This is a genomic window from Neobacillus sp. YX16 (assembly GCF_030123505.1).
GTDB lineage: Bacteria > Bacillota > Bacilli > Bacillales > Cytobacillaceae > Neobacillus.
Map to the genome: position 1 here is coordinate 4,179,637 of NZ_CP126115.1, position 24,003 is coordinate 4,203,639.

A 24,003-nucleotide genomic window follows, 5' to 3' on the forward strand; every position below is an offset into this window, starting at 1 on the left:
CTATATCGCCTCTCTTTGACCTTTTCTCGTCATTTCGATTAAACCTTGTAATTTTTCATAGGCAGCCCCTGAGTCAATGACATCCCTTGCGATGCTAATTCCATCAGCAATGTTTTCTGCCCTTCCGCTTGCATAAATTCCTATTCCTGCATTTAATAGCACGGTATCTCGGCAGGCACCCTTTTCGCCAGAAAGAACATTCTTAAGAATGAACGCATTTTCTTTAGAATCTCCGCCCTTAATGGCACTGTTATCATACTGTGGAAGCCCCACTTCACCTGGTACAAAGCTTTGCTTGGAAATCACTCCATCTTCTAAAAGTGTCAGATGGTTCTCCCCCTGAAGTGAAGCCTCATCCATAAAGCCTGCCCCATTGATAACGACTGCCCGCTTACGCCCCAGATTTTGCAGTACTTCCGCAAATACAGGGAGTAAGTCCCTTCGATAGACTCCGAGTAATTGATAGTCCAAATCAATAGGATTTGTAAGTGGTCCGATAAAATTGAAAATAGTTGGGATTTTCAATTGTCTTCTAACGGTCATTACCTTCTTAAGTTTTGGATGAACATGTGGTGCGAATAAGAAGGCAATACCAAGTTCATCGAGAATCTCTTCTGTTCGTTCTACTGATAAATTTAAATTAATTCCTAAATACTCAAGCACATCGGCACTTCCTGTTTTGCTCGATATACTCCGGTTTCCGTGTTTGGCAACAGGGATTCCTGCACCTGCAATAACAAATGCCGAAGTGGTACTTATATTAAAACTTGAAGAACCATCTCCGCCAGTGCCACAATTATCGAGAACATTTGGAAATTTCTTGCGGAACGGAAGAGTATTCTCCTTTAGACCTTTGACAATGCCAGTAATTTCTTCAACTGTTTCACCTTTTGACTTTAAACCCATTAAAAAGGCTGCAATTTCACTTTCAGAAACTTCTTCACCTAATAATAGGTCCATCGCTTCCTTCATTTGAGGCTCTGTAAAGGATCCACCGTCAGCTAATTGGAGTAGAAAGTTCTTCATTTTTCATCTTCCCTTCTATCTGAGTTAAAAAGTTTTTGAGCAATTGCTTTCCTGTTGGTGTGCCAATCGATTCCGGATGAAACTGTAAACCAAATACTGGATAATACCGATGTTTTATAGCCATTACTTCTTGGTCATCCATAGATTGAGCGACACATTCCAAATCGGAAGAAAGAGTATCCTTATCGATAACCAGGGAATGATAGCGCATTACCTCTAATGGCGAAGGTAAATAGGAAAAAATTCCGAAGCCATTATGCGTGATTTGTGATGTTTTTCCGTGTTTAATAAAGTTTGCTCTTCTAATTTCACTGCCAAAAGCAGCACCGATTGCCTGATGTCCTAAACAAATCCCTAGGATAGGAAATTCTTGATATAATTTTTGAATGGCCTCAATGCAAATCCCTGCATCTTCTGGTTTCCCAGGTCCTGGGGAGAGGATGATTGCCTTCGGATTCATTTCCCTTATTTGCTCAATGGTAAGTTGATTATTTCTGATAACCGAAACGGTTTCTCCTAATTCACCTAAATACTGATAAAGGTTGAACGTAAAGGAATCAAAATTATCAATTAGTAAAATCATTGTTCTCCCTCCAAAAAGGCTTTTAGTTTATTGATGGTTTCTTCATATTCTGACTCCGGATTGGAGTCATGGACAATCCCTGCACCTGCCTGTATATAAGCGGTCCCTTCTTTCAAAATCATCGTACGAATGGCTAATGCAAAATCTATATTTCCATTGGCGGATAAATAACCTATAGCACCGGAATAAAGCCCGCGTTTTGATTTCTCTAATTTATTTATAATCTCCATCGCTCTTATTTTCGGTGCCCCTGAGACGGTGCCTGCTGGAAGACATGCAGCAAGTGCGTTAAGATTGCTATGCTCTTTTGTTAACGTTCCGCTAACTTCTGAAACAAGATGAATGACATGGCGGAACCTTTCAACCTGCATATACTTATCCACCGTTACTGACCCAAATTCACAAACCCTGCCTAAGTCATTCCGCCCAAGGTCAACAAGCATCTTATGCTCTGCCAATTCCTTTTCATCGCTCTTTAACTCTTTTTCAATCAGATGGTCTTCCTCGGCTGTTTTTCCTCTTCTTTTTGTGCCAGCGATTGGATTAGCGTACACCTGTGAACCTCTTGTCTTTATAAGGCTTTCTGGGGAAGAACCGATTACGGTATAAGCTTCGAAATCAATATAAAACATATAAGGTGTCGGGTTATGGGCACGGTGTTTGCGATAAAGTGATAACGGTGATCCTTGGAACAATGACTTCATTCGTCTTGAGAGTACCACCTGAAAAATATCACCTGCTTTTATATGCTCTTTGGCTATTTCTACATTTTCAATAAATTCTTCTTTTGAGGTTTCCGACTGAAAGCCTTTAAATTGAAAAGGTTTGTCATCCTGATATTGGGCAGGCTGCTTTAGTTCTTCCATTCTTTGTTCCAGCCTTTTTTCAAGTAAATCTCTATCGCAATCTTCAGTAAGCGACAGTCCGCAAATGGTTATTTTTTCTTCAAGATGATCAAAAACAATGACTTCTTCATAAAACATTAAATGGACGTCAGGCATTTGCAATCCATTTGGATACTCTTCACCAATAACTTCGAATTGGCGGATGATATCATAGCCGACATACCCCATTGCCCCGCCAATAAACGGAAAAGGTGCTTCATCAATTTGCGGCAGCAATGTCTTAATCATTTCAAGTGGATTACCTTGTATAACCTTCCTATCGCCATTTCGATAATGAATTTCATTTTTGTCACCAGTGGAGATAAGTTCAAAAGCCGGGTCCGACCCAATGAAAGAGTAGCGTCCTGAGTCATGGTATTTATGTGAACTTTCTAATAAGAATTTCTTGTTTCCACTAATTTTCTGCAAAATAGAGATAGGAGTGAATGTATCTCCTTTTAATTCCTTTAAGAAAAAAGCATTTTTCGTTTTCATGTGATTTTCATCCCTTCGTAAAAAATAAAAAAATCGTCCTCTATATGCATAATCAATAAAACTTATGCATATAGAGGACGATTCTTAAGTCGTGGTGCCACCTCATTTTGAAGCTGTTACTTACAGCTTCCTCCTTCAGATACAGAACCCTTAAGTCCGATACCCTATCCTTTTAACGGCGGAACTCCGTGCTGCCCTACTTTAGTTCAGGCAGCCTCTCACAAGTCCATTCTACAAACCCATTCTTATCGGGCTCTCACCATCCCCGACTCTCTGAAAAAGAATGAAATAAGTGTACTACTCTTGTTCAACGATTTAATTATTTAATTAAAAACAAACAGGGCCCTCCATCCAAAAAGGACGGAAGACCCGTGGTGCCACCTTCATTAGCCAAAAATCGACTCACTTTACCGATATCGAAGCAACGACATGCTTGAATATCTGCCTCTTTTAACGATGAGGATTTCGCCAAAGCCTACTGACCCTATAGGAGGTTCGGTTTGGAGGCTCCGAAGTCCATTCACTCATACGTCTACACTGATTTGCACCATCCATCAGCTCTCTAGAGAATCCGTAAAAGTTACTACTCTTCATCAATGCCCTTCGTATTGATTTTTATATTAACCATTTTCAAACCTAATGTCAACATTAATTTTTAGAAAATTCAATTTTAAAAAACATAATGTTATTCCATTTAAAGGATTACTATTTGGTAGTTATTTTGAAATGAAGATGTCAATATTAACATTAGCACATCATGATGAAGGCGGGATAGAAGAAAAATGGATCACATTGAACAATTATGCCCAAGTTCAGAGGCTGTGAGAAATAAATCCTCCTCAGCTGGAAAAAAGAAAAAATCAGATGAAGTATCCAAACAAAAGTGGGCAATACTCTCACTTTCATCCATTCCGCTAGTAATGACATTAGGGAATTCTATGTTAATACCTGTGCTGCCCTCAATGGAAAAAAAATTATCGATTTCCTCGTTCCAAACGAGTATGGTTATTACTGTATATTCGATTGTTGCCATTTTCTTGATACCGGTCGCAGGCTACCTTTCTGATCATATTGGCAGAAAAAAGGTAATCATTCCAAGTCTCATCATAGCTGGACTGGGAGGCTTACTATCTGGATGGGCTGCATGGAAACTGGACAATGCCTATTGGTTGATATTAGTGGGTCGGGCCCTTCAAGGGGTGGGAGCGGCAGGTGCTGCCCCGATTGTACTTCCTTTAGTTGGCGACATGTTCAAAAATGACGATGATGTCAGCAGCTGTTTAGGTTTAATTGAAACATCTAATACTTTTGGAAAGGTTCTTAGCCCTATATTGGGAGCTGTATTAGCAGGAGTTATCTGGTTTTTACCTTTCTTTTCATTTCCAGTGTTTTGTTTCATATCGGTTATATTGGTAATGCTATTAGTTAAGTGCCCGGAGCCATCAAAACCAATTCCCTTTAAACAATTTTTTATCAATGTAAGAAAAACCTTTACAGAGAAAGGTAAATGGTTAAACGCTATCTTTTTTATTGGTGGAATCCTTATGTTAGTGCTTTTTGGTATATTATTTTACCTATCTGAAATCTTTGAAACGAAATATGGTATTAAGGATATTAAGAAAGGATTATTTTTGGCTTTACCACTTGGGGCACTTTGTTTATCCTCCTTTATTGCAGGCAAGGTAATCAAAAAAAATAAAGTCCTCATGAAATGGCTCACCTTCGGAGGGATTGTTGCAGCAGCTTTATCCATTTTGGCCTTATGGTTCTCGATTAAGCTCTGGTTTATGATTAGCATGTTTTTAATAGCAGGTGTCGGAATCGGTATCGGACTTCCGTGTTTGGATGCCTTAATTACTGAAGGAATTGAGAAGGAAGAGCGAGGAACGATCTCCTCCATTTACAGCTCGATGAGATTTATCGGAGTAGCAGCCGGCCCTCCGATTATTGCTGTGTTAATGAAAGGTGCTACTTACTGGATATTCATTACACTAAGCGGACTCAGTATTATTGCGGCAATTGTTGCATTAATCGCTATAAAGCCAGGAACGAAAAGTCAAAACTAAAAATAGCGCTGGGGCTTCCCCAGCGCTTATCATATTTCATTTTTTTATGTCTGAGGCTTCTCTTTCTTAGCCTTTTTGTTTTGAGGAGTCATTTCATTGGCAAACTCTGAGTTCGTTAAACTCTTTGCTGTTTGAAGACCAGATTTTGTCTTGATATTCCGTTTTGTCACACTCTCACCACCCATGTTAATATGGCTTTAATTTGTCCAAATGGAGTAAAATCTATGATGGTGAGAATATGGTTTGTTCTAATAAGGACTTAACCAATCAGGGTCTCTATTCATACATACATGACATTTCTCAGTTTCCACATCAAAGGTGAAAAAGGTATGACCACAGTCCTTACACGCCTTCTGATGGATATTTTTTTGTTTTTCACTTTTCCTCTTAATTTCTTGTACAATCTCAAGCGCATTTTCCGGGCAAACATCGGTACAGGACGTACAATTCACACATTTTTCACTTTCAATCATGAGCTTACTGTCCTTAATATGAAATAGTTTTTCAGGACAAAGAGTAAAGCACGCCTGGCAGAGTGTGCATTTTTCTATGTTTAACATGACACTGTAAAATTGATAATTAGGATAATATTTTGTTATTTTCCAGTCATCCTTCTCCATCTTCCATGAAGCGGGGGCCATTTTTTTTGCAAGTTGTTTTCCTTCTTTTTGAAGTGATCCAAATAAGGCTCTTCTTGATAGCACTTCTTCCGTTACCTTTTCGACCATAATAAATGGACTTTCATCAAGCAACTGTAATTGACTATTTGACTCGAATAACACTATTTCCCAGTCTTTACTTATTGGCAGAGGAGCTTGAATCGATGTCATTCCTCTTTTTTTATAAATGAGCATTTCTTTAATTGCTGGCACATAGTTCGAATCAAAAACGAGGCTCCCTTTGTCGAATGCCCGATTATCCACAATACCCTCTATTGCAGATAACGGGCAGGCGATTATACACTCACCACACATTGTACACTTATTTGTATCGATGAAGAGTTGATTTCGCTTTACTACAATTGCTTCATGCTCACATTTTTCCAGGCAAAAACCGCAAGTTGACTTCCGGTTCCGTTCTCTAACACATTTAGAGGTTACGATTATTTCGTGATGCAGGCTCTCTATCCAATTTACGAGGATTGACATCTTTTCACCAACTCATTAATTAAAGTCTTTATACAAGCTTAGCGTCACGATGAGGCGTAATGACAATGTTTGGTTTCGTAATGGAAGGACTTGGCATCCCTTTAATTTGTCTAATTTTACCGTATTTTTTTCTCAGTTCTTCTATCGGTCCAAATTCAATTGCTCCTAATGGACATGTCGCGACACAAACTGGATCTTCCCCTTTTTCCTGGAGATCGATACAAAAATTACATTTGTTTGATTTAAACGTCTCTTTGTTATACTGTGGTCCACCATATGGACAAGCACTTACACATAACTGTGCTCCTGCACAAATTTCCTGATCTATTGTAACAACTCCATCCTCGTCCCGTTTTACTACCGCACCAGTAGGACAGTTTTTGAGGCACGCTGGCTGTTCACAATGGTTACAAGCAATCGAGAAATAGTACGACGTCACATTATGAACAATTCCGCCATTAGGCTCCTGAATATAAGCGCCTTCTTCTTTTGTGTAAACCCTGCGGAAGTTTATCCCTACTTTCGTATTATTTTTATCTTTACAAGCCACACTGCAAGCTTTACAGCCTTGGCAGATACTTTGATTGATATAAAACCCTATTTGTTCCAAAAAAGTCACTCCTTACGCTTTTTTCACTTCAACAAGATTTGTTAATTGAGGATTTGATTTTGCTAGTGGTGTCGGCCGCTGTGAGGTCAACACATTAACTGAACCCCTTTGGTCCGTACCAGCTTTGTCAGGTGTATACCAGGCACCTTGAGGAATACCAGCGACACCAGGAGTAATACGCGTCGTTACCTTCACATCAATCATCAAGATGCCACGGTCATTAAATACTTGAACTTTATCACCATCTTTGATTCCACGCTTCTCGGCATCTTTAGGATTCAACCACATTTCCTGCTTTGCCGCTTCCTCCAGCCAAGGCATATTATCATAGGTGGAGTGACATCTACGCTTATAATGCCAACTGATAAGCTGTAAGGGATACTTTTCAATTAATGGATCTTCCGGACCTTCCCATGAGGAAATATATTTAGCTAAAGCTGGTATTTCTTCATGCTGTTTCATATCCCAAAGAGTTTTAGAGAATAGTTCAATTTTTCCCGATGGTGTCTCAAAAGGGTTATTCTCGATGTCATCAATCTGTGCTTTGAAGCCCACGAGCGGTTCATCAAATTTAAAATGATGGACACCTTTTTCGCGGAATTCTTCAAATGTCGGAAAGTTTGGATCGAGCTCTTCACGTGTTCGTTTAATACTTTCTTTTACTAAATCAAGAATCGTCATGCCCTCAGTAAATTGTTCCTTTACTCCTAACTTATCTGCCACCTCAGTAAACACATCATATTCATTTCGACATTCATAAAGAGGTTCAATTGTTTTATCACCAAAAACGACGTAATCTCCAAAGCACCACGGGACTCCTATATCATATCTTTCAAAAAAGGTTGTTCCTGGCAAAACAATATCTGCATATCGAGCACTTGGAGTCATAAATAGATCACTGACACAGATGAATTCCACTTTACTTTCATCTTCTAAAAGACTTGTTGTTTTATTGATATCAGCATGCTGATTAACGAGCATATTCCCAGCCATATTAAAAATTAATTTAATATTCGTTGTTAATTTATCTGTTCCTTGAAGACCATCTGCTGCAGTCATCTCGGTACCTTGTTCGATTGCCTTTGTCCAGAGAAAGCAAGGAATCGAAGCCTTTACTGGATTTTCCACTTTAAAAGGATAAGCAATATCCGCCCGGCTCCAGTAACCTGTTCCTGCTGCCCATCCGCCCAGCTTCCCAACATTTCCTGTTAGACAGGCTAATTGAGCTCCTCCCCGCATAAATTGTTCACCGTACGCCTGCCGTTGTGCTGCCCAGCCTTGTATAAGAGCTGCAGGTTTTATCGTGGCATAATTTCTAGCAACTTCACGAATTTTTTCTGATGGCACTCCACAGATCTTTTCTGCCCATTCAGGTGTTTTCGGTACTCCATCCTTTTCACCCAAAAGGTAACTTTTTAGTGACTCTTCTTTACTTATACCTTCTGGCATATGGTCGCCATCAAACCCAACACAGTACTTATCGAGAAAGGCTTGATCATGTAATTTCTCCGTTACAATGACATATCCCATAGCATCCATCATTGCATTATCTGTTGTTGGCTTAATTGGTATCCACTCATCTGCAAATGCAATAGCTGTATCTGTATAACGTGGGTCTATCAGAATAATTTTTGCTCCATTTTTCTTTGCTCCCATTAGATACTCCCTATACGGAGTCGAGAAAATCATTTCAGATGGATTTTGCCCCCAAAGGATAATGTATTTTGAATGTAAAAGGGAATCAAAGCTGCTGCCTGAATTGTTCGTACCATACGTATATGGGGTCGCCACATTTCCTGCCCCTGAACTATAATCATTCCGATAATTTAAGTAACCGCCTGTTAGTGCTAATACTTTTCTAGCAGAGTTTCTCCCGCTATGAAGCCCCCAGCTTTGTCCAGAGGCGTAGTTAACATACCTTGACTCCGGACCATATGTATCTCCAATTCGTTTTATCTCAGAAGCAATCGTTTCAATCGCTTCCTTCCAAGAAATTCGTTCGAACTTTCCTTCACCACGCTTGCCGACACGTTTCATTGGGTACTTAAGACGATCTGGATGATACAATAAATTTCGATAGTTTCTTCCACGAACACAGGCTCTTAGTGGCGGAATGGAAGGATCTCCGCTTTCCTGAGTGTCTGTTGCTACTCGTACTACCACTCCATCTTTTACATATGCTTTTATGACACAGCGGCCTCCACAGTTATTGATACTACAAGTGGAAACCACCTTATCCCAATCACTTGCACTTGCTACTTTTTCTTCCGTTTGCTGATCAATCAATAATTTTGTTCCAACGCCTCCGGCAATTACAGGAACACCGAATGCGCCCGACCACTTCAAAAATGTCCTACGCTGCATTTTATTAGCCAATAAATTCTTAACAGGACTGTCTTTAGACATTAATATATGCCTCCTTTTTCTCTTATTGTGAAATCATTCACAAATATATAGCACAGTTTTCGCGAAGATTCTCCTTATGACTCCTTATAGCTCAATTTTACTTTATAGTTATTAAATAAATATTAAATTTTAGATAGTTCACATTTAATTCATAAAAACCATCCATATTTTGATAACAATTTATCGTCGAATGGTGTCATTTATTTCTAGTTCCTCACGAAATATGTATATAATAAAAAGGAAAATATTTTGCAAAGGATGATTTCATTGAATATTACTGGTCATACAGTTGAGAAACTTGTAGATCCATTTGGTTTATTAAGCGGCGACCGCTATGAATTTTTTCTTGAACTGGAAATTGACGAAGAGGATGAACTCTTTTCAGATAAAGGAATTGGAATGAAGGTACTTTTAGTAGTTGATGAGAAGGGGTCAAGAATTTCTCATTATCATCTGTATGAAAGAGGAACCGAAAAGATCTTAGATTTTGCTCTTGAAGAGGATGAGGAATTATTAGTGTTTGATTATTGTAAAGAAAATATTGATACATAAGAAAAAGCAGAGGAATATTCCCCTGCTTTTTCTTATGTCTGTTACATGAAGTTTTTACTATGATTATGAATGACTTGTAGTTCTTTTGTTGATTGACTCATTTCACTTTTGCATATTGGACAGAGGGGCACTTCAGTGCTCTTAAAATTGTCACGAATCCAGCATTTACACTTTTCTGAATTACATTCCCAAATTTTAGTTTCTTCAAGCTTTACTTCTTCATCATTTCTTCTACCAAACGCCAAAATGATCACCCCTTGTACTTTTTGCAGAACTGTTTCTATAATTTTTTAGCAAACTACATCTTTATAAAGATAAAAAGGTGATGCCTTATCACTGCACCACCTTTTTATTTTTCAAATGAATTAAACAGCTTTTACGTTAGCAGCTTGTGGTCCACGAGCGCCTTCAACGATTTCGAAAGAAACTGATTGACCTTCTTCTAATGTTTTGAAACCTTCTGATTGAATTGCAGAGAAGTGTACGAATACATCTTGACCGCCATCAGCTTCGATAAATCCAAAACCTTTTTCTGCATTAAACCATTTTACTTTACCGTTATTCATGAAAAGTACCCCCAAAGATTTGCTTTCACTTTTAGTTAATAACCATTTAAAAAATATAAAAGCCGCAATGCACAACAGGGTAATAGACATCACCCACATTTCGTGCAGTTACGACTACTTAAACCAATAAATATTTACACGAACTTAAAAGCGTATCTTTATTATACCTTATATCTTTCTAAAAGTCAATAAAGTTAATAGTATAGCATACTAGCAAGCTACTATAAATAAATATTAAAAATTTATTTTTTCCCAAAATCTCCTTGTAAAAAGACTTCCATAAAGTTTGTGACAAACTTTTGAATATCAGCCTCCATACCAATATAATCTAGGGTTTCAGGGGGTTCTGGGTCTGGTTTAGGACGAAAATCAGCGATACTTTTTCCTTTTCCTTTACCAAATTCTTCTACTCTTACTCTTTTCGGAATATACCTTACAATTTCAGGATTGGTAATTGCCATTAATGGCATAACATCATGAAATGGAGCACCTTTAATACCTGGTATGTTTTTTTGATAGGCCTTGAAATAATAATCAAAGGCAGGTTTTAGTAATGGTCTAAAAGGTGTTGGGCTGTTTTCGCTAAGAAAATCGATAACATCTGGTGTAATAATAGCTTTATTCGTAACATTTAATGGATATAAATATATATTATGTGCTTTTTCCATCACTATATTTGACGCAATGGAATCGGAAAAGAAGTTGGCTTCTGCTTCTGCTGAAATATTCCCTGGAACTAAAAAGGCACCTCCCATTATATAAAAAGCAGTAACATCCTTTAAAGCATTGTTCCCATATAGGATGAACATGAGAGCTAATTCTGTCAATCTGCCAACATTGACGATAATAAGATTGCCTTTGTATTCATTAATAATTTCGAGGATTTTATTAAAGTCATGGATTTCTACTTTTTGAAGGGAATCAGGCGGCTTGATTGGGCCAAGTCCCTCCGGTCCATGAATTTCAGGATAAAACTGAACAGGCTCACCAGATAATGGTCCTGCTGCTCCAGCAATGATAGGAATATCTTCTCGCCCAGCTAAATCAATTAAATAGGCAGTATTTTTTACAGATTGCTCTTTTGGTGTATTTCCATATCCACTGACGATACCGACAATATTTATTTCAGGATTTAATAATGCATACATTATGGCAAAAGAATCATCAATTCCAGGGTCTGTAAACAAAAGCACATTATAAGCCATTCCCTCTCCCCCGTGTATCTTTAAATTTTAATTCTTCCATAAGAATATGCCGAAAATTGGATTGAAAGTACTATCAGCTGTAAGGCAAAATACTCAAAAAGAACCGACTCGAGTTCGTCGAATCGGTTTCTTTTTATGCTTCTTTTTTTACTTTTGGTGCCGCCTTTTTCCTCGGTGCTGCAGGCTTCTTCACTATCGTTTCCTTCTTCGCTGCTGTTTCTTTCCTAACTGCGGTTTCCTTTTTTAATACAGGTTCTTTTCTTCCAGCAGTTTCATTCCTTGGCTTTGTCCTATCAATGGACGCCTGCAGGGCAGCCATTAAATCGGTAACATTTGAAGGTGTCTCTTTTGCGGTTGGAGTCACGGTTTCTTGTCCAGTACGTTTTGCCTCGATTAATTCAAGTAATGCCGTTCGATATTCATCTGTATATTTTTCAGGCTCAAATTCAGATGTTAATTGGTCAATTAGCATAATCGCTGTAACTAATTCTTTTTCTGTTACTTTATCTTCAGCTGGAACATTGGGAACATCAGCTGCACGGCGAACCTCATCTGGAAAATGGATCGTTTCCATTACCAATGTATTATCATATACACGAATAACTGCCATTTGCTCTTTTGATCGAATAATGATTTTTGCGATTCCCACTTTTTGTGATTCCTGAAGTGCTTTTCGGAGCAAAGAATAGGCTTTACTTCCACCTTCATTTGGTGACATATAATAACTCCGATCAAAATAAATAGGGTCAATTTCCTCCATTTTGACGAAATCAATGATTTCTACAGCCTTCTCTTCATTTTCCTTGCGGAGCTTTTCGAGGTCCTCATGGTCAAGCACAACAAATTTACCTTTTGTATATTCATATGCCTTTACGATGTCCTCTGGCTTTACTTCCTCTTCACATACCGTGCATATCTTTTCATATTTAATCGGAGCATGGCATTTATTATGCAGGGTCCGAAGTTTAATGTCTTTATCCTCAGTCGCCGTATGAAGCTTTATAGGTATATTCACCAGCCCAAAACTAATGCTGCCTTTCCACATCGTATGCATAGCGTCATTCTCCAATCTTTTTGTTATTATTTTTGCTTTTCTTTATCCACTCCATTCCTAAAAACAATTGGTAAAGGATGAATCGTTATGGTTTGTAACAAAATAAAGAAAAAGAAAGGAAATACACTAATGAAACCGATGCTGCCAACACTAACCTTTGATTTAACAATTCAACCTGATTGGCTGTACGAGGTTAAATATGATGGGTTTCGGGCTATATTGAATTGGGATAAAAGCGGGATTACATTAACTAGCAGGAATGATAAGCCATTACTAGCACAGTTCTCGGAAATAAAGGAATACCTAGAATCTCACGAGGAGTTTTTTCAATCACACCTTCCCCTTCGCCTTGATGGTGAACTTGTATTTCTGGAAAGTCCCTATAAGGCAAACTTTTCTACCATCCAGATTCGCGGTAGAATGAAAGCAACTAAAAAAATTGCTGAACAAGCTGTTAAATCTCCTTGTCGCTTTATGGTCTTCGATATCCTTGTATTGGCTGGGAAAGCTATGCATTCGAAGCCGTTTGACAAACGGAAGGATGAGCTTTTTAACCTATTCAAACAACTTAGTCTTCCAATAGAAGCAGATCCATATAGTGATCATTTAATTCAGTTTGTAGTGGCACATACAGAGTTTAATAAGTTATGGGAAAATGTAGTATTACAGGATGGGGAAGGAATTATTGCTAAGCATAAAAATAGTCTTTGGGAGGAAGGAAAAAGGTCTTTACAATGGTTAAAATACAAAAACTGGAAATACGTCTCCTGTTTTATTACTTCCTTCGAAAAAACAAATGGATACTTTTATGTAGGAGTTTATAAAGAAGGGGAAATCCATGGAATTGGTCAAGTGCTTTTTGGTCTTAAGCCGGATGAAAAATCAGCACTTCAAAGTACCATCAAGCAAAATATGGTTCGTGAGGACAGTCAATTTATCTATGTTGACCCGGCTATTTGTTTAGAGGTTAAATATCTTGAGCTTTATGATAACCACCTGCGCGAGCCTCATTTTCATACCTTCCGCTTTGATTTAAAGCCGAAAGAATGTACATATGAACAATTTATTTTTAAACAAAAAAACTTACCTGAGGATTTGGATATTACGCATCCTGATAAGCCTCTATGGAAAAATCATGATATACAAAAGGCTGACTTTATTCTGTACTTAAGAGAAATTTCTCCTTATATGCTGCCTTTTTTAGAAAATAGGATTTTGACGGTTATTCGTTACCCTCATGGGATGTTTGGTGATCCTTTTTATCAAAAGAATTGTCCGGATTATGCCCCGGATTTTGTGCAGACACATCAGGCTGAAGGAATCGACTATATCGTTTGTAACAATTTAAAAACATTCATTTGGCTGGGAAATCAGCTGGCGATTGAATTCCATATCCCTTTTCAGACCATTCACAGTAAGGGAGCTAGTGAAATTGTCTTTGACTTAGATCCTCCCTCAAAAGACGAATTTCATTTGGCGGTAAAAGCAGCTTTGTTAATCAAAGAAGTCCTTGATCAATTAAATCTCATTGGATATATAAAGACATCAGGAAATAAAGGATTACAAATCTATCTGCCGCTCCCTGAGAATGTATATTCCTTTGAAGATACACGTCTATTCACGAGCTTTATTGCCGATTATTTAATTTCCAAGGATCCTGATTCGTTTACCATCGAACGTATGAAAAAAAATCGTGGAAACAGGCTTTACGTTGATTATGTGCAGCATAGTGAAGGGAAAACGATTGTGGCCCCATATTCCATGAGGGGAAATGAACATGCCGGGGTTGCCACACCGCTCTATTGGGAAGAAGTGAGTGATAAACTGAATCCTGTCCACTTTACGATGGAAAATGCTTTGAATCGGATTCGAAAACAAGGCGACCCATTTAAAAATTACTTTCAAACAAAATCTATTCAAGCCTTTGAGCCCGTGTTAGAAGTATTAAAAGCTAAGAAATAAATATCATAGTGACCGTTCCATTGTTACGAATCTGGTTTCGGTCACTATAGATCTCTTATAGTTACCGTTCTCTTGTTTCGAATCTAGCTTCGGTCACTATAGACAACTTATAGTTACTGTTCTCTTGTTTCGAATCTAGCTTCGGTCACTATGAGCCACTTATAGTTACCGTTCTCTTGTTTCAAATTTGCCTTCGGTCACTATAGACCTCTTATAGCGACCGTTCTCTTGTTTCAAATTTGCCTTCGGTCACTATAGACCTCTTATAGTGACCGTTTCCTTGTTATTAATCTTTTCGGTAACTATAAACCCCTCCATTTACCATCATTAACCCAAATTCATTTTCATCAAGCCCTTCGGTCACTCCAGTCTATCTACATTGATCAAAAAAGCAAAAGTCACATAGATAGAATCTCTATGTGACCTTCCCCATACTATTCTAATAGTTACTTTTACAATCCTGTACTCTTTAGATAGGCTTGAGCTTCTGCCTGAAGTTTTTCGTAGGTTTGCTGTTCAGCAAACTTTTCCTTCGAACTAACTTCAAAAGTTTTAAGACCCCATTCCACTTCTACCTTTGCTTGGTATAAGTATGTTGCATTTCCGATCAAATCAATATAATAATTCTCGTCATTTTCATGAACCACACATTGTACTTTACCGCCATTATTATATACATTTATGATTTCATCCACATTATTTAGGCCTTGTAGGCAAGTGACTAAAGAAGATGCTGACATTGCTGTACCACAAGCATTTGTAAAGCCTACCCCGCGTTCAAAAGTATTTACATAAATACTTCCCTCATCCAAAGATTTAACAAAGCTGACGTTGACGCCATCAGGGAATAACTCATTTGGATTATTTACCTTCTCACTTATATCTTTTTGCACTCCGGATGTCAATTGCTCTGTTTCCACAATCGAGATTAAATGTGGATTCGGCACCGCAAGCGCAGAAAATGTTAACTCCTGTGACAGCTCTGGGATATTTTCATTTATTAAGTTTGGTTCATTTAGATTCAATGGTAAATCACCCAGACGGAACGAAACGGGTGAAATTTCTACTTGGTAGGTGGTCACATTGGGATAGATATCTGCTTGCTTACTCACCTTTAAATCAGCCTTCATCGTTTCAATAACCGCTTCACTTAGCCCCCGCATTTCACAAATATATCTGGCAACCAACCGTAGACCGTTTCCACACATCGATGCCTCTGAACCATCAGTGTTAAATACCCTCATTCTTCCATCAGCACGATTGCTTTTCATAATAAAAAGAATACCATCTGCACCTAACTCTGAATTCCGATCACATAACAAAGTGGCAAGCTCTGCCCTTTCGTCTTCTGAGAAGGAATAAGAATTCGTTATTTCATCAATTAAGAGAAAATCATTTCCTGAACCATGACCTTTAATTAAATCAATCTGCACCACAAATACCTCCGCCATTTTTTAACTTATTCTATCAAATAATTGGCGAGAATAACACTGCCTTACCTCTCAATAAAATATTCATTTATCAAAAAGGACATCCTTAAAAGCTTGTCCTTTTCTGTTAAGTTCTCTGAAAGTGAAAGAACGGGAGTATTAGGTTCCGGGAATACACTACTCCATTCAACAGGCATCCACCCCCGTCTCAGCCGTCCGACTTGCTGCCTTGATTGACTGTAAACACGTTCATCCATATAATATGCAGAACCTTCAACTACGCCAATAAAAAGACCATTCTCATCCATCATTTCTATCTTACTTTTCAACAAAGATAGTTTTTCCTTTTCATAGCAGCCTACAAAGTTCATATTTCGATCATAAACCTCAATGACTATTCTCTTTAACTGCTTTATTTTATAAAATCCAACAATCTGGTCTAGATGATTATAAAGGGCATAAATCCTAGGTTTTCTAAACAAGAATAACCCTTTTTGCTTATATTTTTTAAACATTCCTGCCCGGTGTCCATCAGGAAAAAAGAGATGTAAACAGGGCTGTTGGTGGTTCATGAAAACAACAACAAGGTCTCTTGCTTCAAAAATATTTTGAAATTTGCTTTGAAGTTGCGTCATATTACGCTCGATTGACACAGATTGTCTCACCCTAAAAAGATAGATTTGAAAACTAATAAGGCTGTAAACAATAAAAGGTATCATTAATATCATAATCTGGTTATTTTGAAGATAATATAGATTCCCGACACCAATGATGATTGCAGGAACGAGCGCTGCTATGCTGCCATTTAAGGTAATATTGGCACTGCCACGGTAATATTCATGTATTTTCATCTAGAAAACTCCTTATCTGCCTCTCTTATCTTTATTCTATTAAACGTGAACAAAAAAAATGATAGGAGTTTTTTCGTTAAATTAGTAGAAAAAAAGAAGCCATTTAATGACCTCTTCATGAAAATTGCTATATACCAATCAAAATGGTCTTAAGAGGCAAGCTCTTTTTTCTTAAATACGAACACACTTAACCATAATAGGATAACAATGAGGAGGATGCCTATTAAACTAGCTGGCAGTGTATCATCAGGAAGGTTCCCTGTAGTTAACAAAGCACTTGCATAACTAGTTAACTGCGAAGGGCTCCACTCTAGTAAGTGAGAAAGTACCCCGCTAATAATACTCACCACCAGTACCAGTGCCAGCGATATGAAGGCTGCCATCCCTGGAGACAAGAGAGCTGAACTAAAAAATATGGTAACAGTTAATATGACAGTTAACCACACCCCATATAAAACTAACGATTGGAAAAATTCCCCGAATGCCACCCACTCAAATAACTGACCAGTATAATACCATGTTGATAGATACCCTATAAATAAAGAAAACCATACCAACAAAAGACTACCCGCCCATTTAGAAGTAATATAAGACAGATAGGAGACCGGTTTTACTAAAATCATGGCTGCCACTCCACTTTTTCGTTCACCAGCAATCACACCCATAGTACCTAGAACAATGATTAAAACTCCAAGTGTAGAGTATTGGCTGAGCCCGGAAGCTAAAACGGCTCCAGCCGTTGGAGGTGGTATATCAATAATCGCTTCTTCTGGCAGGCCGCCAAATGATTTTATGATTTGCGGTAAATAATAACTCGTTACCGGCTCTGATACGCCTAATAAGATAAAGGTAATGGGTACCCAAATCCATTTAAAATTCCTCCACATTTCAAGAATCTCTTTTTGAAAAAGTGTCATCCACTGGCTCATTTTCCCACCACCTTCATAAATACATCCTCAAGGGTCATACTGCTCATTTCAAATTTATCCAATTGCCAATCTTTTTCAAAAATCAGCTTTAAAAACTCTTTCCTGGCTAGCTCAACATTCGTAACAAATACACTAATTCGATTTCCATCTACCAAAATTGATTTAGTTAAGGAATGGTTTTTTAGAGTGCTCTCCATCTCCTCCGTTTTCTTTCGGAAGATCAAGTCGATTTTTGCCTGTTGGTGCCGCTCACGCAAGTTCACCATTGTCCCAGACTCAACAATTTCTCCATTATGTAGAAATAATATTTCATCACATACTTCCTCAGCATCATTCAGGATATGAGTAGAGAATAGTATTGTGGTCTCCTTCTTCAATCCCTCTAGAAGCTCGAGTACTTCTCTTCTTCCAAAAGGATCTAATGCAGAAACTGGTTCATCCAGCATGACTAACTGCGGACGGTGAATGATTGCCTGTGCAATGCCAAGCCTTTGTCTCATCCCGCCAGAATATTTACCTACTCTTCTATTTTTCGCATTGCTTATTCCAACAAGCTCCAGCAGCTCCAAGGATCGTTCCTTTGCTTCTTTACTTGTTAATCCTGCAAGTTTTCCCACATATTGAAGAAACTCCAATCCAGACATCCAGTCATAAAAAACCGGAAATTGTGGCAAATAGCCAATTAAATGGCGAATATCTCCATCCTTTTTAGCATCACTAAAGGTAATTGACCCTTCAGTTGGTTTCATCAAACCCGAAAGCATCCGCAGCGTTGTCGTTTTACCTGCCCCATTTGGACCTAAAAGGGCAATACACTTGCCCTTTTCTAGTTCAAAGTCAAGCCCCTTTATTACCTCATGACCTTGAAAAATCTTTTTTAGCCCTTTAATTTGGATGAGAGACATTAATCATTTCTCCTTCCAATCACAAAATAGAGAATTGGCCCAATAATATTTACAAACACAATAATAAATACCCATAAAAGCTTCGGACCATTTGTTTTTTCAATTCGGGATAAGTCTATAAATGATACGATTAATAAAATAAGTTGGATAATAAAGAGCGGCGCGATCAATCCCCAGTTAATCTCTTCTAATAAATCCATACTAATTCCCCCTTCTTTAACTTTGTATAATGATATGACGTTTGAACTATAAAAACGTTCAAAACCCAGCAATTTTTTTTTGCTGGGCTTGTTGGTCTATATTATTTAATTACTCTAAAGACTAATGGGAATCGATATTCATTTCCTTCATAAGCTTTTACTGCAGCGATGATAGTAAATACGAGGGCCATAATTCCCAAAATCCATAATAGGAAAATACCAACGATTAGGAAGACTAAGATTCCGGATATTACTGAATAAACAGTGTAAGAAATGAAAAAGTTAAAATATTCTCTTCCATGATAATTGATAAATGATGACTCATCCTTTTTTAATAACCATATAACAAGTGGACCTATAATCGGAAAAAAAAGACTAACAACATAGAGAATAGCCGCAAGCATTCTTTCTTCACTTTTTACCATTTCATGATTCCCCCAACTGAAAATTTTTTCTATCTTTCCCTAATACTTACGCTTATACCAGGAAAAGGTTTCGTAATTTTTTTAAAAATCACTTACTTTCCACTATCACTTCAACAGAACTGTTGATAAAATAGTAAAAATACTATTTTAAGTATGGGAAAGGTTAAATTATCATGAAAATACTTCTAAAAAATGCGAATGTCTATCCCATCACATCCCAGCCAATTCAAAACGGGGATGTCTTGGTTGAGAACGGAAAAATAATAAAAGTAGGAAAAAATCTTCTTGTTGATACAAATGTCAAAATCATTGAATGTAATAACCATTATCTTTTTCCCGGGTTTATTGATGTTCATACCCATTTAGGTTTATATGATGAAGGAACTGGATGGGCTGGTAATGATGCAAATGAGACGGCTGAAGCCATGACACCGCATATACGAGCCATTGATGGTGTCTATCCATTAGACCCCGCCTTTACCGATGCGATTAAAAGCGGTATCACAACTGCACATGTCATGCCAGGCAGTGCCAATGTCATTGGAGGAACCACATCTGTCATTAAAACAACGGGTAAAAATGTTAAAAAAATGATCATCCAGGAAATTGCAGGTCTAAAGCTTGCGCTGGGGGAAAATCCGAAAAGAATTCACAGTCAGGGAAATAATGACTCCATTACAAGAATGGGAATCATGGGAATGCTCAGGGAAGCTTTTTATAAAGCAATCCATACAGATACCCCTGATGATTTAAGAGTAGCTCCACTCGTTATGGCTTTAAAAAGAGAAATTCCTGTCAGAATTCATGCACATCGTGCTGATGATATTATTACCGCATTACGTCTTGCAGAGGAATTCAATCTAGATTTAAGAATTGAGCATTGTACTGAAGGACATTTAATTGCCAATGAGTTATCTGGAATCAATTTAAAAGTTTCTGTCGGACCAACCTTAACCAGAAGATCAAAAATTGAACTGAAAAACAAGACTTGGAAAACCTATCAAGAGCTTACTAATAACGGTGTCGAAGTCTCGATAACAACCGATCATCCTTATACCCCAATTCAATATTTAAATCTATGTGCGGGCATAGCCGTGCGTGAGGGTCTTTCCGAGCAAAATGCACTTGAGGGAATCACGATACTTCCAGCGAGGAACCTAAGGTTAGACACTCATTTGGGAAGCATAGATGCGGGAAAAGAAGCTGATTTAGTGCTATGGAGTCACCATCCGTTTCATTATTTAGCAAAACCAAAATGGACGATGATTGGCGGTGAAATCGTTTTCTCAGAAGAGTAGAAATATGTTGAAATTTGCCAATAAATAATCACGAAAAAACAACAAAAAACCTATTTATTTTTTTTATTTTTTCTTGTATGATACTCTAAGTGAGACCGAAAAAGGCCTGAAAATCTGGGGGTAAATCACATTATTTTTCATCAACAAAAAAAATGATATAGGGAAGGCAAATGGTGCGCCACCAGTAATACCTGGTTCTAGTGGGTTCGATTCCCACCCCGAAATTTTTTAGTTTATCTGAATAAAAAATTTCGAGGGTGGGCCGCTTCTTTAGACATGGAATCGGATTGCCCAATGGAGGGAAATTCAATGCTTAAGAAACGAGATCTTCATGAGAGCCATGTATTATTTGAACTAATGTCGCATCCAGATGTCTTTCCTTTTGTGCGTCAAAAATGTGATTCTTATGAAGAATTTATCTTTATGACAAAACAAACAATAGAAGCAGAAGAGCGCGGTGAATTGATTTCACGGACGATTCTGGATGAATGGGGTAACCCAATCGGAACCATTAATCTATTTGATATTGAAGATAATGCTGGATTTTTAGGCACATGGCTTGGTAAGCCTTACCATGGAAAAGGCTATAACAGCCCAGCAAAGGATGCTTTTTTCCAAGAAGTTTTTTATAACATGGGAATAGAAACCATCTTTATGAGGATTCGTAAGGTAAATATCAGGTCTATTAAGGCTGCCGAAAAACTCCCTTATGTTGTTAAAGCCAATGAAACTAGAAAATCACTTTATGACCAATTGAATGCAAATGGTGATGTGTACGATTTATATGAAATTCCTAAAGACCAATACTCCTTCTATCTCATGAGAAATGGTGCTGTACAAGAAGAACCTTCTCATTTGTTAGAAGCATAAGAAGCAACCGGCCATGGCCGATTGCTTCTTTTTTTGTTTTTATAAAGTATATTATTAATCCGTTACATCTTGTTCCATTCCTGAATTAACCTCACTAATACCCATGTGGAGCAAAAATTCTTCTAGTTCCTCATTCGTTAATGTTTCAAAACGACCATCATGAAAAAATACTTGAGTTTGATTTGGATTAATTCTATTCATGTTAAAACTCATTTTATTTTGCTCCTTTCATAGATGTGCTACATCTATTATCCACAAAAGGTATACAATTTATGCCACAAAATCGAATAGTTCAAAAATTGTAAAAAGGAAAGACTATAACGTTTCCTCCGTTTGTTGAGGTGTTTTTGCTTGATAATAGGCCTTCCCGAGTACATCCATTCCTCCTGTAACAGGAATAATACACCCAGTAATGAAGTCAGATTTCTCTTCAAGAAGAAAGGAAATTACTCTCGATATATCCTCCCCCGTTCCTTGGCGTCCAACTGGAACGTTTTCACTTAAGATGGAGTCTTCAATATCTTTCTCCTTCCATTGAGAGATGATATCCCCTGGGCAAACCATATTAGCGGTAATTCCAAAGTTCGCTTCCTCAATGGCAATGGTTCTAGTGAGTGATGCAAGTGCTGTCTTTGCAGCACTAAATGCCGATCGGTAGATCCAGCCTGGAGCTGTTTCCACTCTATCAAAACCCATTGTAATAATTCTTCCCCAGTGCTGCTTTCGCATAATTGGAATGATTACCTTGGATAAATAGAATACTGCATTTAAATTGCCATTTATTAAATAATTCCATTCATCGATTGAATACTCCGTCATTTTCTTTCTCTCGCGTACATATGGTCCTGCATTATGAATGACAACATCAATTGAGGAAAATTCCGACAAGACTTTTTCAACAATGTGCGTACAATCAGACTGATTTGCCACATCACCTTGAATGCAAATGATTTTATTCCCGAAATACTTTTCAAGCTCTTGTGATAAAAGAAAAGCTTCTTTTTTACTGTTTCGATAGTTAATCGCCAGCTGATAACCTTGTTCGGCAAGCTGCCAAGCAGTTTTTTCCCCTAGACCAGTAGCTCCCCCAGTAATTAAAGCCGTTTTTTTCTTCACGAGCCATTACCTCTCAATATAGTTTTTCTATACTATATGACTGACATGCATGTTATATATGCGAATATAAATGTTTCTGTTTATAACGCATAGCATCTTTATTGCATAGTATATGGTAGCAATGCCCAGTGAGAGTATACAGAAAGGGTGGGAAAATTATGTTTCCATGGAATTTATTTCCTTTTAATAAAGACATGAAGAATAAGCTTCAGCATATGAAACCAGATGAAATCGACCAATTTATTAAAGGCATTATGGGAAATGTAATGCCCTCTCAATCGGGTGGTGCCATAAATCCTCAAGACGTTGTGAATCATTTCAAATCCCATCCCTCTCAGCAGGGTAATACATTAAACTCTTCAGCCTTTGAAACGCATGATTCCGTATTCGTTAGAATACCAATTAAGGATGAATCACTCCTTAAAGATTTGCGGATTTATCATACTGCGAATCAGCTAATGGTGGAGCATATACCAGAGCGAGATGCTAAACATTCCATCACGCTCCCGGCAATGGTAAAAAAGAAAGGATCCACTGCTAAATATAAAGATGGAATACTTGAAATAAAATTAATAAAAGCATATGACATTCAATATTCGCAAATCGATGTTACAGAGATATAGAAAAAAGACAGCAATTACACTGCTGTCTTTACATCTCTAATGCCCTTCCATATCCATTCCTTCCATTGAATCCTTCGATTCATTTGGGTCCTCCGTTTCACTTGCTGTTCCAATAACAAATTCTTTCTTAGGCATATTGTGCATATCTCTAGCTGTTACGTGTGAAATAATATAATACGTTCCTTCTTGTGCGAACGACTTTTCTAAGCGATAGATTCCATCTTCAGCATGCTCGATTTTTACCTTTTCGTGGTTTTCATCCTTCGCACGCCAAATTTCAAATTTCACCTCGTCTGCGTCTTCAACATTCTCTTCTCCTTGTGTAACCTTTGCTTCAAAGATAATCGGTTCATTGGCTTGTCCATGCTCCGGGGTAACAGTCAACTTGACTTCTACAAACTCAGGCAACTCTTTTTCAGCTTGATTTTGATTGTCTTTGGTACCGCATGCACTGACGACCAATAAAGCTAAAATCAATAGACTTAGCAATTTAATTTTTTTCACGTTTAACTCTCCTTTATCAATTTCTCCATAATACCATTGTGGACATGGATAAGTGATACCTTAGCCTCATTTGAGATGGTCGACTGTGTGATTCTGCTAATAGCGGAATAGTATTTTTCAAATTTATTCTTCCGTATTCTCGGATGAGAGTTCTCATCAAGCAGTTCCCTTTTCACTGCCTCTGTTAAGGTCTCTTCACTGTTTCTATCACTGGCAGCTAGCATACGATTATTCCAAATCATTCGATATTCAGCTAGTAATTCATCAAAATTGATATTTCCTATCGTCAATACCC

General features: G+C 37.8%; 27 protein-coding genes and 2 other annotated features. Of the genes, 6 read left to right on the forward strand and 21 right to left on the reverse strand.

The window, feature by feature from the left end:
- From trpD to trpE, 3 genes are read right to left on the reverse strand one after another with little or no spacing between them, the layout of a single operon-like run.
- The gene (gene trpD, locus QNH48_RS20470) at positions 1-1,026 is read right to left on the reverse strand and encodes an anthranilate phosphoribosyltransferase (protein WP_283951788.1); all 1,026 of its coding nucleotides are present in this window, start codon (positions 1,024-1,026) and stop codon (positions 1-3) included.
- Positions 998-1,609 (reverse strand): anthranilate synthase component II, encoded by a 612-nt coding sequence (locus QNH48_RS20475; protein ID WP_283951789.1) that lies wholly within the window; start codon positions 1,607-1,609, stop codon positions 998-1,000. Before QNH48_RS20475 ends, trpD begins: the two co-directional genes overlap by 29 nt.
- On the reverse strand, positions 1,606-2,988 hold the full coding sequence (gene trpE, locus QNH48_RS20480; protein WP_283951790.1) for an anthranilate synthase component I: 1,383 nt from the start codon (positions 2,986-2,988) through the stop codon (positions 1,606-1,608). The genes QNH48_RS20475 and trpE overlap by 4 nt, the downstream gene beginning before the upstream one ends.
- A 70-nt stretch (positions 2,989-3,058) precedes the next feature.
- Positions 3,059-3,308 (reverse strand) — a binding site (T-box leader).
- A 33-nt stretch (positions 3,309-3,341) separates the two neighbouring features.
- Positions 3,342-3,594 (reverse strand) — a binding site (T-box leader).
- 176 nt (positions 3,595-3,770) lie between these two features.
- Here trpE and bcbE point away from each other — a divergent pair.
- Positions 3,771-5,054, forward strand: coding sequence for a bacillibactin exporter BcbE (gene bcbE / locus QNH48_RS20485; RefSeq protein ID WP_283951791.1), 1,284 nt, complete (start codon positions 3,771-3,773; stop codon positions 5,052-5,054).
- 44 nt (positions 5,055-5,098) lie between these two features.
- On the opposite strand, the gene QNH48_RS20490 is transcribed toward bcbE, so the two are convergent.
- The 4 genes from QNH48_RS20490 to QNH48_RS20505 all read right to left on the reverse strand — a co-directional run bounded on the left by QNH48_RS20490 (position 5,099) and on the right by QNH48_RS20505 (position 9,218).
- Positions 5,099-5,224 (reverse strand): hypothetical protein, encoded by a 126-nt coding sequence (locus QNH48_RS20490; RefSeq protein ID WP_257009329.1) that lies wholly within the window; start codon positions 5,222-5,224, stop codon positions 5,099-5,101.
- A gap of 78 nt (positions 5,225-5,302) precedes the next feature.
- On the reverse strand, positions 5,303-6,202 hold the full coding sequence (locus QNH48_RS20495; RefSeq protein ID WP_283951792.1) for a 4Fe-4S binding protein: 900 nt from the start codon (positions 6,200-6,202) through the stop codon (positions 5,303-5,305).
- A gap of 28 nt (positions 6,203-6,230) precedes the next feature.
- Positions 6,231-6,812, reverse strand: coding sequence for a DMSO/selenate family reductase complex B subunit (locus tag QNH48_RS20500; protein WP_283951793.1), 582 nt, complete (start codon positions 6,810-6,812; stop codon positions 6,231-6,233).
- Positions 6,813-6,824: 12 nt separating this feature from the next.
- A complete protein-coding gene (locus QNH48_RS20505) occupies positions 6,825-9,218 on the reverse strand; it encodes a DMSO/selenate family reductase complex A subunit (protein WP_283951794.1) in 2,394 nt (797 codons plus the stop codon).
- Positions 9,219-9,476: 258 nt separating this feature from the next.
- Between QNH48_RS20505 and QNH48_RS20510 the strand changes: the two genes are divergently transcribed.
- Entirely contained in the window at positions 9,477-9,770 is a 294-nt protein-coding gene (locus tag QNH48_RS20510; RefSeq protein ID WP_283951795.1) for a DUF6509 family protein, read from the forward strand.
- 41 nt (positions 9,771-9,811) lie between these two features.
- On the opposite strand, the gene QNH48_RS20515 is transcribed toward QNH48_RS20510, so the two are convergent.
- The 4 genes from QNH48_RS20515 to ku all read right to left on the reverse strand — a co-directional run bounded on the left by QNH48_RS20515 (position 9,812) and on the right by ku (position 12,595).
- Positions 9,812-10,015, reverse strand: a complete 204-nt coding sequence (locus tag QNH48_RS20515) for a cold-shock protein (RefSeq protein ID WP_179292646.1) — start codon at positions 10,013-10,015, stop codon at positions 9,812-9,814.
- A 120-nt stretch (positions 10,016-10,135) separates the two neighbouring features.
- On the reverse strand, positions 10,136-10,336 hold the full coding sequence (locus QNH48_RS20520; protein ID WP_251634958.1) for a cold-shock protein: 201 nt from the start codon (positions 10,334-10,336) through the stop codon (positions 10,136-10,138).
- 242 nt (positions 10,337-10,578) lie between these two features.
- Positions 10,579-11,541: a nucleoside hydrolase gene (locus QNH48_RS20525; protein WP_283951796.1), complete on the reverse strand. Its 963-nt coding sequence runs from the start codon at positions 11,539-11,541 to the stop codon at positions 10,579-10,581.
- Between the two features lie 133 nt (positions 11,542-11,674).
- Positions 11,675-12,595 (reverse strand): non-homologous end joining protein Ku, encoded by a 921-nt coding sequence (ku, locus tag QNH48_RS20530; protein WP_283951797.1) that lies wholly within the window; start codon positions 12,593-12,595, stop codon positions 11,675-11,677.
- 129 nt (positions 12,596-12,724) lie between these two features.
- On the opposite strand from ku, the gene QNH48_RS20535 reads away from it, so the two are divergent.
- Complete coding sequence (locus QNH48_RS20535) at positions 12,725-14,557, forward strand: DNA ligase D (RefSeq protein ID WP_283955835.1); 1,833 nt, start codon at positions 12,725-12,727, stop codon at positions 14,555-14,557.
- 452 nt (positions 14,558-15,009) lie between these two features.
- Here the strand turns inward: QNH48_RS20535 and dapF are convergent, their stop codons facing one another.
- The 6 genes from dapF to QNH48_RS20565 all read right to left on the reverse strand — a co-directional run bounded on the left by dapF (position 15,010) and on the right by QNH48_RS20565 (position 19,297).
- Positions 15,010-15,990, reverse strand: coding sequence for a diaminopimelate epimerase (gene dapF / locus QNH48_RS20540; RefSeq protein ID WP_283951798.1), 981 nt, complete (start codon positions 15,988-15,990; stop codon positions 15,010-15,012).
- 62 nt (positions 15,991-16,052) lie between these two features.
- Positions 16,053-16,838, reverse strand: a complete 786-nt coding sequence (locus tag QNH48_RS20545) for a hypothetical protein (protein ID WP_283951799.1) — start codon at positions 16,836-16,838, stop codon at positions 16,053-16,055.
- Between the two features lie 149 nt (positions 16,839-16,987).
- Entirely contained in the window at positions 16,988-17,767 is a 780-nt protein-coding gene (locus tag QNH48_RS20550) for an ABC transporter permease (RefSeq protein WP_283951800.1), read from the reverse strand.
- Positions 17,764-18,672 carry an ABC transporter ATP-binding protein gene (locus tag QNH48_RS20555; protein WP_283951801.1) on the reverse strand — a complete coding sequence of 303 codons (909 nt, stop codon included), beginning with the start codon at positions 18,670-18,672 and terminating at the stop codon, positions 17,764-17,766. Before QNH48_RS20555 ends, QNH48_RS20550 begins: the two co-directional genes overlap by 4 nt.
- Positions 18,672-18,872, reverse strand: coding sequence for a PLDc N-terminal domain-containing protein (locus QNH48_RS20560; RefSeq protein ID WP_283951802.1), 201 nt, complete (start codon positions 18,870-18,872; stop codon positions 18,672-18,674). Before QNH48_RS20560 ends, QNH48_RS20555 begins: the two co-directional genes overlap by 1 nt.
- A gap of 101 nt (positions 18,873-18,973) precedes the next feature.
- On the reverse strand, positions 18,974-19,297 hold the full coding sequence (locus tag QNH48_RS20565) for a DUF4870 domain-containing protein (RefSeq protein WP_095249608.1): 324 nt from the start codon (positions 19,295-19,297) through the stop codon (positions 18,974-18,976).
- Positions 19,298-19,467: 170 nt separating this feature from the next.
- Here QNH48_RS20565 and QNH48_RS20570 point away from each other — a divergent pair, with 170 nt between their 5' ends.
- The gene (locus QNH48_RS20570; protein ID WP_283955836.1) at positions 19,468-20,595 is read left to right on the forward strand and encodes an amidohydrolase; all 1,128 of its coding nucleotides are present in this window, start codon (positions 19,468-19,470) and stop codon (positions 20,593-20,595) included.
- Between the two features lie 309 nt (positions 20,596-20,904).
- Entirely contained in the window at positions 20,905-21,465 is a 561-nt protein-coding gene (locus QNH48_RS20575) for a GNAT family N-acetyltransferase (protein ID WP_283951803.1), read from the forward strand.
- A gap of 54 nt (positions 21,466-21,519) precedes the next feature.
- Here the strand turns inward: QNH48_RS20575 and QNH48_RS20580 are convergent, their stop codons facing one another.
- Both QNH48_RS20580 and QNH48_RS20585 read right to left on the reverse strand, forming a co-directional pair.
- The gene (locus QNH48_RS20580; RefSeq protein ID WP_165978972.1) at positions 21,520-21,678 is read right to left on the reverse strand and encodes a hypothetical protein; all 159 of its coding nucleotides are present in this window, start codon (positions 21,676-21,678) and stop codon (positions 21,520-21,522) included.
- Between the two features lie 102 nt (positions 21,679-21,780).
- Positions 21,781-22,581, reverse strand: a complete 801-nt coding sequence (locus tag QNH48_RS20585; protein ID WP_283951804.1) for an SDR family oxidoreductase — start codon at positions 22,579-22,581, stop codon at positions 21,781-21,783.
- Positions 22,582-22,739: 158 nt separating this feature from the next.
- Between QNH48_RS20585 and QNH48_RS20590 the strand changes: the two genes are divergently transcribed.
- Positions 22,740-23,204 carry an Hsp20/alpha crystallin family protein gene (locus QNH48_RS20590; RefSeq protein ID WP_283951805.1) on the forward strand — a complete coding sequence of 155 codons (465 nt, stop codon included), beginning with the start codon at positions 22,740-22,742 and terminating at the stop codon, positions 23,202-23,204.
- Positions 23,205-23,240: 36 nt separating this feature from the next.
- On the opposite strand, the gene QNH48_RS20595 is transcribed toward QNH48_RS20590, so the two are convergent.
- Together QNH48_RS20595 and QNH48_RS20600 are read right to left on the reverse strand one after the other, a co-directional pair.
- The gene (locus tag QNH48_RS20595) at positions 23,241-23,708 is read right to left on the reverse strand and encodes a FixH family protein (protein ID WP_283951806.1); all 468 of its coding nucleotides are present in this window, start codon (positions 23,706-23,708) and stop codon (positions 23,241-23,243) included.
- Between the two features lie 2 nt (positions 23,709-23,710).
- Positions 23,711-23,998 carry a hypothetical protein gene (locus tag QNH48_RS20600; RefSeq protein WP_283951807.1) on the reverse strand — a complete coding sequence of 96 codons (288 nt, stop codon included), beginning with the start codon at positions 23,996-23,998 and terminating at the stop codon, positions 23,711-23,713.
- Positions 23,999-24,003 lie beyond the last annotated feature (5 nt).